At 45.1% G+C, this 18,732-nt stretch carries 15 protein-coding genes; 13 read left to right on the forward strand and 2 right to left on the reverse strand.

Annotated features, from left to right (window positions below; genetic code table 11):
* Positions 1 to 189 precede the first annotated feature (189 nt).
* The 9 genes from menC to AB840_RS13010 all read left to right on the forward strand — a co-directional run bounded on the left by menC (position 190) and on the right by AB840_RS13010 (position 11,317).
* Complete coding sequence (gene menC / locus AB840_RS12970; RefSeq protein ID WP_200809927.1) at positions 190 to 1,347, forward strand: o-succinylbenzoate synthase; 1,158 nt, start codon at positions 190 to 192, stop codon at positions 1,345 to 1,347.
* 36 nt (positions 1,348 to 1,383) lie between these two features.
* Positions 1,384 to 2,580: an alanine racemase gene (alr, locus tag AB840_RS12975; RefSeq protein ID WP_048515271.1), complete on the forward strand. Its 1,197-nt coding sequence runs from the start codon at positions 1,384 to 1,386 to the stop codon at positions 2,578 to 2,580.
* Positions 2,581 to 3,364: 784 nt separating this feature from the next.
* Positions 3,365 to 4,594, forward strand: coding sequence for an MFS transporter (locus AB840_RS12980; protein ID WP_048515272.1), 1,230 nt, complete (start codon positions 3,365 to 3,367; stop codon positions 4,592 to 4,594).
* Positions 4,595 to 4,838: 244 nt separating this feature from the next.
* Entirely contained in the window at positions 4,839 to 6,017 is a 1,179-nt protein-coding gene (locus AB840_RS12985; RefSeq protein ID WP_048515273.1) for a M20/M25/M40 family metallo-hydrolase, read from the forward strand.
* A gap of 88 nt (positions 6,018 to 6,105) precedes the next feature.
* The gene (locus AB840_RS12990; RefSeq protein ID WP_048515274.1) at positions 6,106 to 6,828 is read left to right on the forward strand and encodes a DUF5058 family protein; all 723 of its coding nucleotides are present in this window, start codon (positions 6,106 to 6,108) and stop codon (positions 6,826 to 6,828) included.
* Between the two features lie 15 nt (positions 6,829 to 6,843).
* On the forward strand, positions 6,844 to 7,515 hold the full coding sequence (locus tag AB840_RS12995; RefSeq protein WP_048515275.1) for a hypothetical protein: 672 nt from the start codon (positions 6,844 to 6,846) through the stop codon (positions 7,513 to 7,515).
* A gap of 57 nt (positions 7,516 to 7,572) precedes the next feature.
* A complete protein-coding gene (locus tag AB840_RS13000) occupies positions 7,573 to 9,192 on the forward strand; it encodes an N-acyl-D-amino-acid deacylase family protein (protein ID WP_048515276.1) in 1,620 nt (539 codons plus the stop codon).
* Positions 9,193 to 9,425: 233 nt separating this feature from the next.
* Positions 9,426 to 10,475, forward strand: a complete 1,050-nt coding sequence (gene trpD / locus AB840_RS13005) for an anthranilate phosphoribosyltransferase (RefSeq protein WP_048515277.1) — start codon at positions 9,426 to 9,428, stop codon at positions 10,473 to 10,475.
* A 161-nt stretch (positions 10,476 to 10,636) separates the two neighbouring features.
* Positions 10,637 to 11,317: a TVP38/TMEM64 family protein gene (locus tag AB840_RS13010; RefSeq protein WP_048515278.1), complete on the forward strand. Its 681-nt coding sequence runs from the start codon at positions 10,637 to 10,639 to the stop codon at positions 11,315 to 11,317.
* Between the two features lie 35 nt (positions 11,318 to 11,352).
* On the opposite strand, the gene AB840_RS13015 is transcribed toward AB840_RS13010, so the two are convergent.
* On the reverse strand, positions 11,353 to 12,183 hold the full coding sequence (locus AB840_RS13015; protein WP_048515279.1) for a hypothetical protein: 831 nt from the start codon (positions 12,181 to 12,183) through the stop codon (positions 11,353 to 11,355).
* Positions 12,184 to 12,320: 137 nt separating this feature from the next.
* The gene (locus AB840_RS13020) at positions 12,321 to 12,869 is read right to left on the reverse strand and encodes an NADH peroxidase (protein ID WP_048515280.1); all 549 of its coding nucleotides are present in this window, start codon (positions 12,867 to 12,869) and stop codon (positions 12,321 to 12,323) included.
* A gap of 337 nt (positions 12,870 to 13,206) precedes the next feature.
* Between AB840_RS13020 and AB840_RS13025 the strand changes: the two genes are divergently transcribed.
* From AB840_RS13025 to AB840_RS13040, 4 genes are all read left to right on the forward strand, one after another.
* On the forward strand, positions 13,207 to 14,349 hold the full coding sequence (locus tag AB840_RS13025) for a hypothetical protein (protein WP_048515281.1): 1,143 nt from the start codon (positions 13,207 to 13,209) through the stop codon (positions 14,347 to 14,349).
* The gene (locus AB840_RS13030; RefSeq protein WP_048515282.1) at positions 14,342 to 15,868 is read left to right on the forward strand and encodes an LPS-assembly protein LptD; all 1,527 of its coding nucleotides are present in this window, start codon (positions 14,342 to 14,344) and stop codon (positions 15,866 to 15,868) included. Before AB840_RS13025 ends, AB840_RS13030 begins: the two co-directional genes overlap by 8 nt.
* A gap of 143 nt (positions 15,869 to 16,011) precedes the next feature.
* A complete protein-coding gene (locus AB840_RS13035; protein WP_048515283.1) occupies positions 16,012 to 16,695 on the forward strand; it encodes a response regulator transcription factor in 684 nt (227 codons plus the stop codon).
* Complete coding sequence (locus AB840_RS13040; RefSeq protein ID WP_048515284.1) at positions 16,692 to 18,434, forward strand: sensor histidine kinase; 1,743 nt, start codon at positions 16,692 to 16,694, stop codon at positions 18,432 to 18,434. The genes AB840_RS13035 and AB840_RS13040 overlap by 4 nt, the downstream gene beginning before the upstream one ends.
* Positions 18,435 to 18,732: the final 298 nt, after the last annotated feature.

Here is an 18,732-nt window from a genome sequence, read left to right on the forward strand (position 1 = left end):
ATAGGACCGAACACGTCCTTCAGCGCTATCTGCATGTCTTCCTGCGTCTTCGGCTGGTATTGTTCCATGATGAGCTTGGCGATTGCCTGGCCTTTCTCACTCGGGTTTCTACGTTTCTTCATCAGTGCTGTACTCAATTCCTTTCAACCTGCTTTCTGATAGTGTACCGCACCTCGACAAAAAAATGAAGTGCGTAAGTTAGTAAATTGGTTACCGGTAACTTACACACTTCATTTTACACTCCCCCGTATTGACATTATTCACGTATTGAATCCGTTTTCTCATCCTTTTGAAACCAGCTTTGCCCGGTTTGAAAACAGAGATGCCTTATTGATCAAGTTATATTCGGAAGATTGTATCGGCTGGGCTGAATGCAAGGCTTTTTTCGGCCCCTATTACAATCCCGAAGATAATGCTACTGTGCCGCATGTATTACGTGATCTTATTATTCCCCGGATTCTTCATACAGATATCGAAAGTCCTAAGGCATTCATGGAAAGCATGCGGTTTATCATAGGCAACCGTCTTGCGAAGGCGGCAATAGAAAATGCCTTGTGGGAGATTCAGGCCCAGCAAAGCGGCAAGTCTCTTAAAACACTTCTTGGCGGGACGCAGGAGGAAATCAAGGTAGGTGTTTCATTGGGCATGGAAAAAAATATTGCGGCATTATTGGCACAGATAGAAAAATATCTTTCTTTAGGGTATCATCGTACAAAAATTAAAATCAAGCCGGGAAAGGACTATGAAGTCATTAAAGCTATTCGAAAGGAATATCCCGATATTATGCTGACTATTGATGCGAATTCGGCATATACATTAAAAGATATGCCATTATTCAAAAAAATGGATGAGTTTCACCTGGAATATATTGAACAGCCATTAGGGGAATCAGATATTGTCGATCATGCCGTGCTGCAAAAAGAAATTCAAACACCGGTCTGCCTGGATGAAAGCATTGTTTCATATGAAGCGGCTCTGGCAGCGATTCGGCTGAAAAGCTGTAAGGTTATTAATATAAAATCCAGCCGCGTGGGGGGTTTGTATGAGGCCAAACGAATTCATGATATATGTGTGGAACACCATATTCCCGTATGGTGTGGCGGTATGACTGAGCTGGGGATCGGACGGGTGCAGAATATTTCCTTTGCCAGCCTGCCTGGTTTCTCTCAACTGGCGCATGATGTAGCTGCCTCTGACAGGTATTTTGTGCAGGATATTACTAGTCCATATGTTCAGATTACGCCACGCTGTACTATCATCGTTCCCGATGATAATAATACTATCCGATACGAAGTTGATGAAAAAGCCGTTGATCGTATGAGCCCAGACCATTGGATTTTTAAATGATAGGATATTTTGTATGGATAGGAGCGGATATGTATCATGAATGTAAATGAAGCTACGTCACATTTTACAAAAAGGCCTGTATGGGCTCAAATTGATCTTACAGCGGCAGCTGAAAATATGCAGCGTATTAGAAAACATGTAGGAAATACGGTATCTGTTTGTGCTGTTGTCAAGGGCAATGCATATGGACACGGAGCAGTGGAAATGGCCGGTGTGTTTTTAGATAATGGAGCAGATCGATTGGCGGTCGCTTGCTTGGATGAAGCAATAGAATTGCGCCAGCATGGCATTACAGCATCCCTTCTGGTGTTGGGGCATACAGATGGCAGACGGGCGTCTGATATTATTCAATATGACATAGAAACAACCGTTTTTTGTTATGAAGATGCAAAGCATCTGTCAGAAGCGGCTGAAAAAGCGGGTACATCTGTTAGAATACATTTTGCAGCCGATACGGGAATGGGGCGTATCGGGTATCAGGCCTGCGAAGAAAGTATCAGAGAAATTAAAAAAATTTCCCGGTTGCCATTCGTTGCTGCAGAAGGATTTTTCACACACTTTTGTGTATCCGATATAAAAGACAAAACATTTACGCAGGAACAATTCCGTCGATTTTCCTGGTTTCGCCGGCGGCTGGAGGAAGAACATATACCGGCACGGCATTTTCATTGCTGCGGCAGTGCAGGTGTCTTAGCATATCCTGAATTTTATTGTGATATGGTACGTCCCGGGATTATTCAATATGGCTGCGATCCCTCTTCAGAGGTAACCACAGAAGGATATGGGCTGCAGTCTGTTATGTCACTGCGCTGCTGTATTACACATGTAAAAATGATTGAAAAAGGAAGTACGGTCAGTTATGGACGGCGTTTTACCGCCCCAAAGCCGACTAAAATCGCGACGCTGCCTGTTGGCTATGCGGATGGATATCCACGAAGGTTATCCAATCAAACAGAAATACTGGTTCATGGCCGGAGGGTACCGCAGGTAGGTCTGATTTGCATGGATCAATGCATGATTGACGTTACTGAGATTCCGGACGTTTGTATCGGCGACGAAGCTGTGCTGTTTGGGAAGCAGGAAAACGAGGTCATTTCCGTGGCAGAACTGGCTGATAAAACAGGTACCATCGTACATGAAATCCTTTGCAACATCAATCGGCGTGTACCGCGCGTATATATAAAAGACGGGCAGGTCGTAAAACGAGTAGAATATCTTTTGAATAAACACTGAAAACCGTAAAGCAATACATATGGGACCCGGTTTTTCGATATAGAATCCTGTTGAATTTATATCGGAAAACCGGGTCTTAATATCGTTGACAAGATGATTCTCCCGGTATATTTGATGCTGCCTTTCTGTTTAAGACGCGGACTGCAGCCGGGCGATGGGAAATATTCAAAGTTGTTTTTTCTGTTTTTATAGCGAGACGCAGCGTCGTATCTTTGGCGTACCTGTCTGGTCTTTTCCAGTTAAAGCCGATGTGGATTGTATGAACCGTGGAATAAAAGATAATTCAGATAGTTATGTTATGTCTCCACGATGAAAGCACCGGTAAAAAATCGAAATGTATAAAAAAGTAAATTGCGATATCTGGAATGTTGGTATAAAAAAACATGTATTTGTCCGTATGTTTTTTTATACCAACATTCCAGATTATATTTTTTATGATGTTGATTTATTTTAAAAATGGATAAATAAAATAATAAATTAAGGAAAATGATAAATTATTGATAAAATAAAAAGTTGATATATCTATTTAACAATTTAAAGACGTGATAAAGACCAGTATTGGTAAATAATACCTGAATTAAGAACTATAAAGGACAGAAGAAATTCGCTATGATAAAAGTACCTTAAGGTATACATATAGTTATCGATGACATGATCATTTGTTATATAATAAATTTTTAATTCATTATACATCATTGCACGATGAATTTTCAATATACAAACACCCTGCATGTAACAGGGGAAAGCAAATAGGCTTGCGCTTTGTTTTTGAGGAGGCATTCAGATGAGGGGATTTTCAAGAAATGGCAGTACCAATAAGTACTGGACATTGTTCATGTTGTATATGGGATTTTGTATTGCGTATGTAGACCGGACGGCCATTAATATTTCTTTAAGCGCTATTGGGCAGGAGTTTCAGTTGACTCCCGCAACGTTAGGGATTGTTCTTAGCTCATTTTTTGTTGGGTATACGATCATGCAACTGCCTGGCGGGTATTTAGCGGATAAAATTGGTTCTAAAAAAGTGATTATGATGGCCCTGACCTTCTGGTCTGTTTTCACGTTAGCAACTGGGTTTACCTATTCGTTGGCAGCTCTGCTTATTGTTCGATTTCTTTTTGGGCTGGGAGAAGGATCATTTCCGCCGGCATCCTTTAAAGGAATTTCAGAGTATTTCCCTCACGATGAACGAGCTAAAATGGCTGGAGTATTAGTTTCTTCCAATTATGTCGGAAGCGCCATTGCCCCGGTATTAGTTGTGCCGCTTATGCTGTTCTTAGGCTGGCGGGGCATGTTTCATGTTTTGGGTATTTTAGGATTTGCATATGTTTTTTTCTATTGGCTGAAGGTAGAACAAATTCATGTAGTGCATAAGCCGCTGGAAGTGTCATTAAAGCAGGATGAAAAAAAGAAAATTGATGTTAAAAGCGTTATCACGCTGCCCCTCATGTGGCAGCTGTTGATTGCATGGTTTGCTCTCAGCCTGATTAATAAGGGGCTTGATTCATGGATGCCGACCTATTTGCTGACAGTACGGCATCTGGATTTAAAAGCTGTTGGAATACTGACACCGCTGCCTTTTGTGGCTGCCGGTATATCGACGGCTGTCAGCGGATATGTAATGGATCATTTTTTTGATAAGAAAGAAAAATATTTATTGTCAGGATGTGCTGTCCTGACGGCAGTGTTCCTGTATTTTATGTATACCTCTGTATCTGTTTTTTCTGTTATCGCTTTTCAGTGTCTGGTATATTTTTTTAAATCTTTTGTTTTGGGATGTGTACTGGCATTGCCTTTGAAATTGCTTCCCCAGGCGGTTTCCGGTTCCGCTGTGGGAATGATCAATTTAGGCGGACAGGCTGCAGGGTTCATTTCACCGGCGCTGATCGGGTGTATTATTACAGTATTTCACGGTTCATATGATGCGGTGTTTATCTTTTTAATCATTGCGGCATGCTGTTCGGCCTGTGCCAGCTTAACCATTGGCAAGCGCAGAACAGATCGTCTGCTTTAAGGACAATGCGAAAGAAGCGGGGAATTGCAAGGCTTTATTTTGAAACTGGGTTTATGAATTATAGCAATATTGTGAAAAAAACACTTCCCGGAACGTGGGGATAAAGGAAATCGGAGGCGCGGGAATCTGCGGTGTATACAATAGCAAATGGAGAGTTCTTTTTACACGTTACATGAGCAAAAATGATGCTGCCTATTATATAGCACATTTAAAAAATATATAAACTAAAAAACGGAGGAATCTTATGAACAAGGAATTAGTAGATCAGGTAAAGGAATACGTTGCAGCACATCGGGAAGAAATTTTGAAAAAGTATGAGGAATTTATCAATCTAAAGGATTTTTGGCGGGATGCCGAAGATGTGACTATTGTTGCGCAATGGCTGAAAAAAGAATTTGACGCAGAAGGTTTTCAGTGTGAGTTGATCGACGTAGGGCCGAAAGCGGGGAAACTCGTTATGGGAACGCTGGGAACGGATCGTCCGGGTCAGGCCATTCTTTTTAGCGGTCATATGGATACGGCGCTGGCTTCTGATCTATATTCCGAAAATCCGTTTCGCATTGAAGAGGGCAAGGCGTACGGTCCCGGTGTCCTGGACATGAAAGGCGGCATTCTTATATCCTTGTATGTAGTAAAGGCTTTAAATGCCATACAATATCAGGAACGCCCGTTAAAGGTACTCTTTGCACCGGATGAAGAAGGCTTGCACAGCTATACTCAAGTTGCTGATTTTATTCAGCAAAATTCGGCAGGCTGCCTGTTTGCACTTAATATGGAGACAGGACTAGTCAATAATTATCTGGCCGTCGGACGCAAGGGCCGGTTGGGAATTGATGTATTTGTGGAAGGAAAATCGGCGCATGCCGGCGCAGATTTTCTGGCAGGTATCAGTTCTATTGAAGAAATGGCACACAAGGTTCTCCATTTTCAGGCTTTAACAGATCTGGAAAAAGATACAACTGTCAATACGGGCGTTATTCAGGGCGGTACAATTCCCAATGCCGTTCCTGCCAAATGCATGTGTTCACTGGATATTCGTTTCAAGACAATGGATGAATTGACACGGGTCAGAACGGCGGTGAAAGAAATTTGCGAAAAAAATTATGTAGCAGGCACGACATGTACCTTTCAGGAACTGAATTTATTTACACCCTTTGAAACGCATGATGAGATTATGGCATTGTTTGAATTTATGGAAAAAACCGCCAAACGATATGATTTGCCGGAAACGGCTCCCGCTCAGGTAGGCGGCTGCTCTGACGCAACCTATATACAATTGGCAGGAACACCTGTATTATGCTCTTGCGGTGTTCGCGGCGAATGGAATCATACCTTGCGTGAATATGCCATTATAGAGTCGCTATATGAACGTATTTGCTGGTACAGTGCAGCGGTTATCGACGCAGCAGAATTCAAATTTTAAGATATTAGAATAAAATGAGATTCAGAAAAATTTTCATATCTATGATGTTTCTGGTCTCCTTTCATTCCACCTAAAAGGAGAGATCGGTATGGATTTACAATCTGTTATAAACAGTCCCGGTTTATGGGTTGCATCGAGTATTATGGTTATTATCGTTCTTCTGCAAAGTATTATTTATTTAAAAACCGCGTTTACACAAGCTGAACGATTGAATATGTCCAGAAAGCAATGCTATGCCGGCATGCGGTCGGCCATGATTACGGCTATCGGGCCTTCTTTGTCGCCGGTCATTATTGCCCTGGCTCTTATCGCTGTATTAGGCGCTCCTACTGCATGGATGCGCATGAATGATATCGGTGCTGCCCGGACAGAACTGGCAATGGTCACCTTGGCTACTCAAGTTATTGGATTGACACCGCAGTCGCCGGACTTCAATTTGACCGGGTATGCCTATGCCCTCTGGGGAATGGCGCTGAATAATATGGGATGGATGATCGTGGCTCTCGTACTGACACCCGGCATGACAAAATATGTTGCTAAATTGAATACCAAATATAATCCCGCGTGGATTAAGTTTCTGTTGTCCGGAGCCACCGTAGGACTATTTGCCTTCTTGCTTTCCAACGCACTGGTCCAAGTAAAGAGCGGGGCCCTGTCTTTAAATCCAGGGACCTGGTGTGCGGCGGCTGTTTCTGCTGTCAGCATGCTGGTCATTTCACGCGCCTTTGCCAAACATCAGAGGATGCAGGAGGTTGCGTTAGGACTGTCTATGCTGATCGGAATGTTTGTTACGACGGTTATTTTCGGATAAGGAAGGAGATCAAATATGGAAAACCAAGCAATGGAATTTAATGCGAGATCTATTAGAATCGGTATGATCACAATGATTTGCGGCGTCATTGCCAACTTTATCCCGGCTGTTTACTTATATGTGGTATATGGTGTGATACCGCCTGTGGCGGATATTTTAAAAGTATGGATGGTGGCTGCAGTTACCTTTGGGGTATCGTGGATTATTCAGCCGATCACATTTTTCAGCCTGCTGGGTGTCAGCGGAACCTATATTGGCTGGCTGGCCGGAAGCTGTGCTGATATCCGATGCCCAGCCGTGGCCATGGCGCAGAAAGCCGCCGGTGTGGAAGCGGGCACGCCGGAAGGCGACGTTATTTCCACTATGGGGCTGGCCGGATCTATTTTTACCTCCGTTGCCATTATTACTTTTTTTACGATTCTTGGCATGGGGCTGATTGAAATGCTTCCGTTAGCTGTTAAATCTTCCTTTAAGTATATCCTTCCGGCCGTATTCGGGGCCGTGTATGTGCAGCTGGCCGGAAAAAATCTGAGTCTCGGCGCCATGGCAATCATCGTCGGTTTTCTTATTGCGATTCTTTTCAAAATCATGGCCTTCCCGGGATGGATGATGAATATTTTAATCATAGTCTCTGCGATGCTTCTGGCGAGAATACAATTTGTTTACAAGTCGAAAAAGCAAGCCTGATTATATCGAAATAGTCGATGTATATCGTCGCGCAACCATGGAAAGAGGGAGGATATCATGTTTGACTTGAAGATTGAAAACGGACGTATTGTAGATGGCACGGGTGTCAAGGCTTATCTTGGCGATATTGGCATCATGGGTGATACAATTGCGGCTATAGGTGATTTGACGGAATTTGAAAGCAGGAACACGATAGATGCACGGGGGAAAATGGTTTCTCCGGGATTTATTGATATGCATACCCACTCCGACTTTTCCTTTGTCTATGATGCCAAAGCCAACAGTCATTTGTACAACGGCGTTACGACTGATGTCATCAGCAATTGCGGCATCGGCCCAGCTCCGATTACAGATGAAAGGAAGGATACGCTTATTGCCTATCTGGGAACCCGGCTGGTCGGTTCCATTCCCGTAGAGCTTCAATTACCATGGAATTCGCTGCGGGAGTACCTGGATACCTTTAAAAAAAATCCGCCCTGTATCAATCTGGCGCCGCTGGTGGCGCAGGGGGCGATCCGTATTGCCGTCATGGGATTGGAACAGGGAGATGCATCCCCGGAGCAGCTGGAAATGATGCGGAAGCTGACCCGGGAGGCCATGGAAGATGGCGCTCTCGGATTAAGTACCGGCTTGGTATATATGCCGGGAGAATATACCTCCAAGGAAGAGGTGGCCGAACTATGCAAAGTCATAAAACCCTATGGTGGTGTGTATTGTACCCATATGCGCACGGAAAGCGACAGTATTTTAGAGGCAATTGAAGAAGCGTTGTGGATTGCCGGAGAAGCGGGAGTCCCGGTGGAAATTTCGCATTTAAAGCTGCTTAGTCAAACCATGCTGGGAAAGACACAGCTGGTGCTGGATACCTTTGCCAAAGCGGAGAAGGCCGGCATAGATATCCATTTTGATTTGTATCCGTATACAGCCGGCTTGACATCCTTAGCAGCCTGCCTGCCGCCGTGGCTTTTTGAAGGCGGGGTGGACAAGCTGTTGGAACGAATTCGGGAGGCCGATGTCCGCCGCCGGATCCGCAAAGAGATTGAAGAGGGACTGCCCGGCTGGCAGAATTTTGTAAAATCGGCAGGCGGCTGGCAAAAGTTTTATGTATCCTCCGTCAGTCGTGAAGAAAATAAAAAATATGAAGGGAAGTTTATCACTCAAATTGCCGAGCTGCAGCATACTGATCCGCTGGATGCTGCTTGTGATTTGCTTTTGGCGGAAAATGGCCGTGTGCAGATGAATTACTATGCCATGGATGAACAGGATGTAATGACCTTTCTTAAACAGCCCAATGGATCTATCGGTTCGGATACGATGAGTCTGAATGTGGCGGGCGTTTTAAATTTTGGCAAGCCCCATCCGCGTGCTTTTGGGACTCATGCTCGTTTTCTCGGCTATTTTGTACGCGATAAACAGTTGATGTCTTTTGAAGAAGGCATTCGGAAAATGACAAGTCTGCCGGCACAGATATTGCATATGAAATCACGCGGTCTTCTCAAACCTGGATATTTTGCGGATATTACTATCTTTGATCCGCAAATCATCAGCGGGATTGCGACTTACGACGATCCACAGCAATATGCCGTCGGTGTTCAAACTGTAATTGTAAATGGACAAATAGCCTTGAAAGAAGGCAGGCAGACGGATGTATGTGCCGGTCAGGTCGTGACACGATAGCTGCATGTATTCGGATGCGGCGACTCCCGTACAGAAAGTACAGGCCATATTAGCATACAGAACAGCCGTAGTTTTGCAGCAATGCAGAACTACGGCTGTTTTGGCAAGGAAGAAGCGGAAGGAGAGGCTGCGGTGTAGATTTTTTGCGGATTTTATGTGCAAGAGTATGGCTGCATATAAATATATGGTATAATTGATATACATATTTAATATGCATACAGGAGGTGACGGATATGTTGAAATGTTTATTAGGAAAAATAACGCAAAAACAACATTTAACTGCCGGAGAAAGTGACTATATCATGAAGCGAATCATGGACGGCACAGTTTCTGATGTCCATCTGGGGGCACTGCTGGCGGCTCTGGCGGTCAAAGGCGCTACGGAAACAGAACTGGCGTCCTTTGCCGGTGCTATGCGCAAATACAGCTTGCAGGTATCCTGCCCGATGGATACCTTTGATATTGTGGGAACCGGCGGCGATGCAGCTAAAACGTTCAACATATCGACAACGGCAGCTATCGTTGTTGCGGCCGGCGGCGTTCTCGTTGCCAAGCATGGCAATCGGGCCAAAACGTCGCGGAGTGGTTCGGCAGATATGCTGGAAGCGCTGGGAGTCAATATTTTTCTCAGTCCGGAAAGCTGTATGGAAATGCTGGAGCAAATCGGCATTTGTTATTTTTATACTCGATATTACTATTATATGATGAAACATATTGATGTTGTGCGGGAACAACTGGGAATTTCGACAATTTTTGATGTATTACGGCCGCTGATTAATCCGGCTCATGCCAAATATGAAATACTGGGAGTCAATGATCCCTCTCTGCTGGAACCCATGGCTCATGTATTAGATCGTTTGGGTGTCCGTCATGGTATGGTCGTATATGGACAAGACCATAGTGACGAAATTTCGGCTGCTGCCAGTACTGCTATCTGTGAAGTTACGGATCACCAATATACGACATATCAAATTTGTCCGGAACAATTTGCTCTTCCCAGAGGTTCCCGGGATGAACTGCGCGGCGGCACGCCAAAAGAAAATGCCGCCATTGCCCGGCAGGTATTCAAAGGAGAAAGAGGAACACGCCGTACGTCTATTTTAATGAATGCCGGTGCCGGACTATATGTCAGCGGCAATGTGCTTACGCTGGAAGCGGGAATAAAAAAAGCCGGGCAGCTGATTGACAGTGGGCAGGCGTTGGAAAAACTGGAAGATTTAATTCGTATGAGTCAAAATATGCGGGTCGTGGAAAAAGTCAAACTGGCAGCATACAGAGACTGAGAATTTGTGTTATAATAGGTAACACATTGATTTGTTTTTGTACTGGTCAAATTTCGTTATTTTAGGTATAATAAATAACGTTCTTGCCGGTACCCTTTGTGTGCATAACAAGTTGCAATATATTGCGGCGTTGGCGTAACTACGAAAAGGATATAGTTTGTATGACTGATAAAACATTAGGATGGACGCTCCGCATCTGCGGAGTTGTGGGAGTTGCTCTCGTCTTATGGGCCATTCAATTGATACTGCCCGATTTTTATTCTACAATGTGGCGGCTTACAGTACAAGGGGATTTAGATGGATTGACAGATTACATTGCCTCTTTTGGCTATGCGGCGATCGTGGTCAGTATTTTCATGATTGCCTTTGTCAATGCTATTGGTATACCGTCTATTCCTTTTTTGACTGTGAACGGCATTATTTTTGGTCTGGGACCGGGAATTATTATTTCCTGGGTTGGTGAAGTGATTGGAATTGAAATCAGCTTTCGGCTGACACGAACCTTGCTGCGCAATCAGGCAAAAAAAGTCATCTGCAAAAGTGATATGCTGGAAAAATTGGATTCGTACAGCTGTATCCGTACGATTCTGCTGGGCAGAGCGATTCCATATTCGCCTAACGTCGTTGTAACGGCGTTCAGTGCGTTGAGCCATATTTCGTATAAAGATCATTTTATTGCCAATGCAATTGGTAAAATGCCAGCTGTTGTTGTAGAGGTCTGGCTGGGTCATGATTTACTGCGTATTCAGGAGCATTGGGTACGGCTGCTGGTTCTGATCGTTGCGGTTGCGGCAGTGTATGGATTTATATGGTGGCGCCGCAGGCAGAGTACTATCCGCTAAAAGAGACATTGCTGATATGCAATGTCTCTTTTGCGTTATGGATCTATTTGTTTTTTAAAATTTTTGAAAAATCTGTCAATAATACGGTTATATACTCCGCGCAGGTCACTGGAAGCGCTGCGCAGGCGGTCGTCTTCACTGGATGACACGACACGGCCCGTTTTGACGTCATATACATAAAATCGTACGGCTACAGCGGCAGTAGGAACATACGTGTCAGGCACATAGACAGGGTAATTGACAGTCCGTGTGAAAAAGTGGGGATGGCCGTCGCGATCATAGTAGACGTCATGCACTTGATAGGATTTCCAATCTGTATGGGCAGGAATGAGACCGGTGCCGGAACGGTACAAAAGCACTTGGGCTGTCACGTATAGATCGGACTGGGAATTACGGACCTTGGCGGGAAGCGCTGTCAGAGCTGCCGCCGGCGCCGCGGTTTGTTTGGACAAATCCGGCATGTCAGCGATCGGCGGTATGTCAGTATCCTCCTGCATACCAGCCGGGTCGGAGGTGACGACCTGGGTCCGTTCCGCTGAAGTATGGAGCGCAGATACTGCAGGAGACCGTGATTCTGTTTCTGTGGGAAGGGCAGACGGTTCGGGAGGTGCGATAGGATCTTTTTGCAGCTGCGCTGTTTCTATTTTATCGGCTTTTTCATAAAAATCCTCTTTCAGCTGATGTTCCTTTACCGGGCTTTGTATACCGGCCGGACTAGTGTCGATTTCAGATAAATAAATTTTTTTGACCGTATGAAATGAATAATCAGGATCGTTCCATAGGGTGTAATCCTCTGCCTGCGACAGCGGTACGGCAGCAAAAAACCAAAAAAGAGAGACCGCAAAAGGCACCCATATTCTATTCATAGTATTACCTCCTTACAGTGCCGGGCAATGTAATGGGGAGCACTGTGTTTTTGTATCTATATTATATCATATGACGTCAGCAATATAAAAAGACCCGCATAAGAGGATGCGGGTCTGAAGCGGGTTAGTAAAGACTTTTATTTTGCGAAATAACGGGAAAGCAGACCGTCAAATATACGACCATGACGAGCTTCATCCTTAGCCATTTCATGAACGGTATCATGGATTGCGTCGAGATTGAGCTGCTTGGCCAGTACCGCCAATTCCTTTTTGCCGGCGCAGGCACCCTGTTCGGCAGCAGCACGCATTTCAAGGTTGGTTTGAGTGGAGTCGGATACGACTTCTCCCAGGAGTTCCGCGAATTTTGCTGCATGCTCGGCTTCTTCAAACGCGATGCGCTTGTAAGCTTCTGCGACTTCGGGATAGCCCTGACGATCAGCGACACGGCTCATAGCGAGATACATGCCGACTTCAGAACATTCACCGGTAAAGTTTAAATGAAGACCTTCAATAATTCGTTCATCTACTCCTTTGGCAATGCCTACTCTATGTTCATCGGCATACTCTTTAATGCCGTCTGCCAATTCCGTAAATTTTGATTTTGGAGCGCCGCACTGGGGACACTTTTCAGGAGCTTCATTACCTTCAAATACATAGCCGCAGATACTGCATACAAATTTTTTCATCGTTTTTTTTCCTCCTAAAAATACATACTGTTCATAAAATAATAGTAAATATCAAATAAATACTAACAAATAATATTTATTTGTTATGGACGTATTATAGCAAATAAACTGCTGAAAATCAAGCGTTATTTCAAGAAAATATTATTTGAAAATAATTATTAATTACAGCAAGAGACGTGGTGCATGAGAACCGTATTGCGCAAGAGAAGGATACCGATACATTGCCGGTGCTCCTTTATTGCTTTTTGTGGTCTACTTCTATATAATGATAAGTAAGCATTTTTTATGCATACGTATAATAAATTAGATGATTTATATAATATGGGAGGAATGCAGCATGTGGAAGAAAAGAATGGCCAGCTTGATGGCTGTCATGGCTTTATGCGGGACTTTGGCTGCCAGCGCAGCTGATTATACAATATTAGAAAAAACAAATAAGGTGGAAACGACTGTATATGGCACTACGCAGACCGGCTCTCTCAATGATCGTATCGCCGGGCTGGATACATTGTTGAACGGACAGAATACGGTAGATGGCAGTATTCAGGATAAAACCAATGAACTCTATAAGGATGTCTATGGCAATTCCGGTTCTGATCTGTCGCTGCTGGCAGCCGTGAATCTCATGCAGTGGCAATACTCCGGCCAAATTACGGAAGAACCGATTTTACTGCGGGTGGAAAACATGGAAACCGGTATTGATGGCAAGCCTGTCACCGGATCCTCCCTTATTGACAGGGTACATTCGCTGCGCCGCAGTCTGCTGGGAAATAAAAAATATGTGTCTCAGGCGGTAACGATTCCGGCAGGAACAATCGTTACCATGAAAATTTTAGAAGATCTTAATTCCAAGACCGCTCAGGAAGGGGAAACTGTTCGCTTTGCCGTAGCCGAGGATGTACTGGTCGGGGATGTCGTGGCCATTCCGCGCGGTATGGAGGCGGAAGGAACCATCACCAATGCTCGTAAATCAGGCCGTTTTGGCCGGGATGGTAAAATAGAAATTACGTATCATACTGTCCGTGCGGCGGATGGTACGCCTGTAGCTCTCATTGTTGGAGAAAAAACAAAGGAAGAATATAAGCGCACTGCCGGGGCGGTCGGAGCCTCCGCTGCCGGAGCGATTATTCTGGGACCGGTTGGTCTGGTGGGTGGTCTTTTTGTACATGGAAATGATGTGCAGATTCCCACGGGTACCGTCATGTATGCGGAAACGAAAGATACGACCGATGTGGTCGGTTTTCGTCAAAACGGAACTATTGATGATATGAAGACGGCAAACATGGCTGCCAGCGGCGTAGCCGTTTCGGAAGCCCAGGATGCAGTAGAAGTAGGCCGTGCGGATCAGCATTCCTCGACGGCGCATGAAGGTGTAACACCTGTCAATCTGGAAAACGGCAGTGAAAAAACGGCAGACGAACAGACTACAGTCACAATTCATTCGTCTAATGACAATGTAACAGGTGAGGTACATGAATAAAAAATTGACAGCTGCGGTGTTAGCTGCAATTCTTCCATGGTCACTGGCTGTTTTTGGAGCCGACAGCGACACTGCGAAGGATTCGGAAGGTCAATTGCATAGTAAAAAAATGATGACGGTTCCGGCCGTACAAGACAAGACGGCAGTTCCCGTCGATCTGGATGCGGCCTCTCAAGCTATGGATGTGACGCTGCCGGCTCAGCCGGTACATCTGTCGGCAGATGCTCTGCTGGTCCGTAGTTCTGATAACTATATTCAAGGCCGGGGAAACGTCGATATGCAGCAGGGAATGGACGAAATGCATGCCAACTACCTGGAGGGCAATACGAAAAGCCAGGTGTATTATATTCCGGGACAGGCCATCTATATTAATGATACCAATGTACTGACCGGCACCGATGTTACGTATGACAGCAAAACCGGTGGTGCCGTCATGCATTCCGTAGATGGTTTTATGGGACCTATGACCTATATCCGGGGGACCGGAGTGGAAATGTCTGATGGTACGATCTATATCAAGCATGGGTTGATTACGACACCGCATGCCGTAGCAAAAACACCGGACTATTATCTGACTGGCGATGACATCCGCATTTATCCGGGCGAAAAGTTTGTAGCAGAAAACACCAAGCTTTGGTTTAAGCATATCTGTCTTTTGACATACGGTCACTATGAAGGCAGTCTCAGTGAGAACGACAAGCAGCAGATATGGCTGTTTACGCTTCTGCCGCGGCCAACTTATAATAGTGATGATGGTTTTGGGCTGCGGGGACATGCGCTCTTTCCGCTGAACAGAAGCGGTGACTTCAATTTCAATGTAAACTATGCCCTCAATACTAAAAATGGATTCAAGCCGTCGGCAAAACTGGAAAAGCATACCAAGCTGGGAACCTTCCGGTTTGGCTATAGTACGGAGGAAAGCACAGATAATGATGATAATATTTGGGCTACTAAATGGCCGGAACTTGAATACTACGCGCCGCGTATTCATTTTGGCAGCACGGGGATTTATGCAGATAGCAGCGCCAGCTGGGGTCGATGGGCTGAAAGCGGCGTGGATACAGGAACCCATAAAGGTTTCCGTACAGAAATTACGCATGAGCCGCTGCCGCTGTGGCGAAATGCCAATCTCCGCTTTTTTGCCGGCTATCGTAAGGATTGGTACGCTACGGATGATGCACAGCGCCGCGATCCATATTCCGGTGTTGTCCTCAATCAAGGGATAAATGATCACCTTTGGACCAGCTTTTGGTATAAAAAGCATAATGTCAGCGGCTATACGCCGTATCGTTTCGATACGCTCGATGATCCCCGTCAGAAGGGGTTTTCCGTAGGCTATGTCCTGACGCCCAGGGATACGTTTATTTTTACGCTGACACAGAATTTGGATACACGGGATATTTCCGACCGTAATTATACCTGGGTTCGGGATCTGCATTCCTTTGTCGCGATTATTACGTATAAACAAGTAGATAAAGAATGGCAAGTCAAAGTCAGAGCCAAGGATTTTGATTTATAAAAGCACGACGCTGTGACGAACCGGTATGTTTCGTCACGGCTTTTTATTTTACCTGTTTTTTACAACAGCCATATATTAGATATACTCTTTGAAGATATACTAGTTAGAACAGTTCTTTTAATTCGTAATTAGGATGTGAGAATATGGCATTAATTTATTGTGTCGAAGATGATGAAAATATACGTGAACTGGTAGGATATGCGCTGCGCAGTCAGAATTTTGAAGTCGAAACCTTTGCGGACGGGAAGGAATTTTGGAAGGCTCTGCAGATACAGGCCCCGTCGCTGGTGCTGCTGGACATTATGCTGCCCGGGGAAAACGGCACGGAAATATTGGATAAAATACGCAAGGACTCCCAGTATCGCGGACTGCCTGTTATTATGCTGACCGCTAAAACCAGTGAATATGATATTGTAAAAGGACTGGATAACGGAGCTGACGACTACATGTGCAAGCCCTTTGGCATCGTCGAGCTTATTTCACGCATTCGGGCAGTTTTGCGCCGCAGTAAGCCGCAAAGCACGGAGAAAAATATATTTTCCTTTGGTCCGGTAGCGCTGGATGCGGAAAAACATATTGTTACGGTAAGCGGAGATGTGTGCCACCTGACGGTCAAGGAGTTTGAATTACTGCGATACCTGCTCGTCAATATAGATATTGTTCTCAAACGGGAACAAATCATGGAGGCCGTGTGGGGATTTTCCTACGAAGGGGAAAGCCGAACCATTGATATGCATATTAAGAGCCTGCGCCAAAAATTGGGTGAAGGCGGTCATATTATCCGTACAGTTCGCGGCGTTGGCTATGTTATCGGTGGTAATATATGAAACGCAAGATTTATTTCAGCTTTCTGGCCATGGGACTTGTATGCATGATCATTACGGTCCTTATTTCAACATGGCTGTTCTGGCGGTCTATGCAGCGGCAGGCATCGGAGGAGATGCATGTTGCGATTGGTGTGATTGCTTCCGGAATTACCGATGCAGACCGTCCGGACCGGTATTTGCAGGGAATAGCGGATGCGGAAAAGGGAAGCCTGCGCATTACATGGATCAATACGCAGGGGAAGGTTCTGTTCGAGTCGGACTATGATAAGGGAAAGATGGAAAATCATCTGGAGCGGCCGGAGGTGCAGGAAGCAATACGAAGCGGCCAGGGAACTGCCGTGCGGGAATCCCGGACACTGTCCAGAGCCTTATATTATACGGCACAGCGCCTTCCCGACGGAACGATTCTGCGTGTCAGCATGGAGCGTGAATCTATGTATGCTCATTTTCTGTCGCTGCTGCCTATCGTTTTTCTCCTTCTTATTTTGGCGGCCATAGGCTGCATCAAGGCGTCTCGTCTGCTGACGGCCAGCCTTCTGACGCCGCTGCGCAAGACGGCGGCTATTATGCAGCGTATCGGCAGCCCGGGGTCGGAACCGCTGCAGGAGGTTCCGTATTATGTGGATAAGGAGCTGCGGCCCTTGGTGGAAAAAATTTTTGACCAAAGCCGGGTTATTAACGAGACGATACACAGTCTGGAACAGCAGCGCAACATTATTCGCTTGATGATGGAAAATCTTCAGGAAGGAGTCATTCTGACCGATGAACATTATCGTATTTTAGGCATCAATCGCTGTGCCTGCCGTATTTTGCAGAAAGATACAGATGGGTTGTCCGGTATGGTTCTGTCTCAGGAATTGCCGGAAGCACGCTGGGAAACAATTACTGCAGGGCGTCTGTCTGATATAGTGACGGAGCAGAAACTACCTCTCAATGATCGATTATATCAGCTGGCGGTGCAGCCGGTATACAAGGATGCTGAACTGTATGGCATGTTGTTTATTTTGGATGATGTGACCGAGCAGGAACATCGTGAACAGCTGCGTCGTGAATTTACCTCCAACGTATCGCATGAGCTCAAAACTCCCTTGACCTCTATCAGCGGCTTTGCCGAAGTGCTCTCCACCGGGCTGTTTCAAAATGATGCGGACGTCGTTCATTTTGGGTCATTGATCCGCAAAGAAGCCAAGCGGTTGCTGGGTCTTATTGAAGAAATCATGCACCTGACTCATATTGAGGAAGGAAAAAATATGAAAGTCAAAGGTCCGGTCATACTGAAAAATATTATTAATGATATTGTGGAATTTATGGAACCGGTGCTGCAGGAAAAAGAAGTAACCGTCCATTGCACTATGGAGGATGTGTCTTTTATCGGTGATATGGGAATGATACGGGAATTGGCTATGAATCTTATAGATAACGCTGTGAAATATAATCGTCCCGGCGGACATGTATACGTATCCGTCCGTCAGGAAGAGCAGCATGTCAATCTTACGGTCCGGGATACAGGCGTAGGGATTCCTGAAGATAAGCAAAAACGGGTATTTGAACGGTTTTATCGTGCAGATACAAGCCGATCGCAGAAAATCAACGGCAGCGGCCTGGGTCTGTCCATTGTCAAGCATATCGTAGAACATCATCATGGTACAATCTCCCTGCAAAGCAAAATGCAGGACGGGACGACGATTACCGTGCGTTTTCCCAAAGGTTCAAGCAGTAACAGTCTTGTAGAAAAATAATATAAATACAAAAGATTACCGGCTGTCCGTATGCGGACAGCCGGTAATCTTTTGTATTTGATCGGATATTTCTGCGAACCCGTCTGCATACTAACGACAAGATAACTTTTTTGAAAATAAATGTCCGAATGGATTATTTTATGTCCGAATGGAGTAGAAGGATTGGGCTGTATTTGATACAATGGCAAACAGAAAATGATTACTGGTATCGAATAGCGATACTATGTGGAAATGGAGAAGCCTTATGAACTATACAGCAGCAAGAATGCCTCGCCTGGTATGCCGGTCTGTCCTGGGC

This window comes from Megasphaera cerevisiae DSM 20462 (genome assembly GCF_001045675.1).
Classification (GTDB): domain Bacteria; phylum Bacillota; class Negativicutes; order Veillonellales; family Megasphaeraceae; genus Megasphaera; species Megasphaera cerevisiae.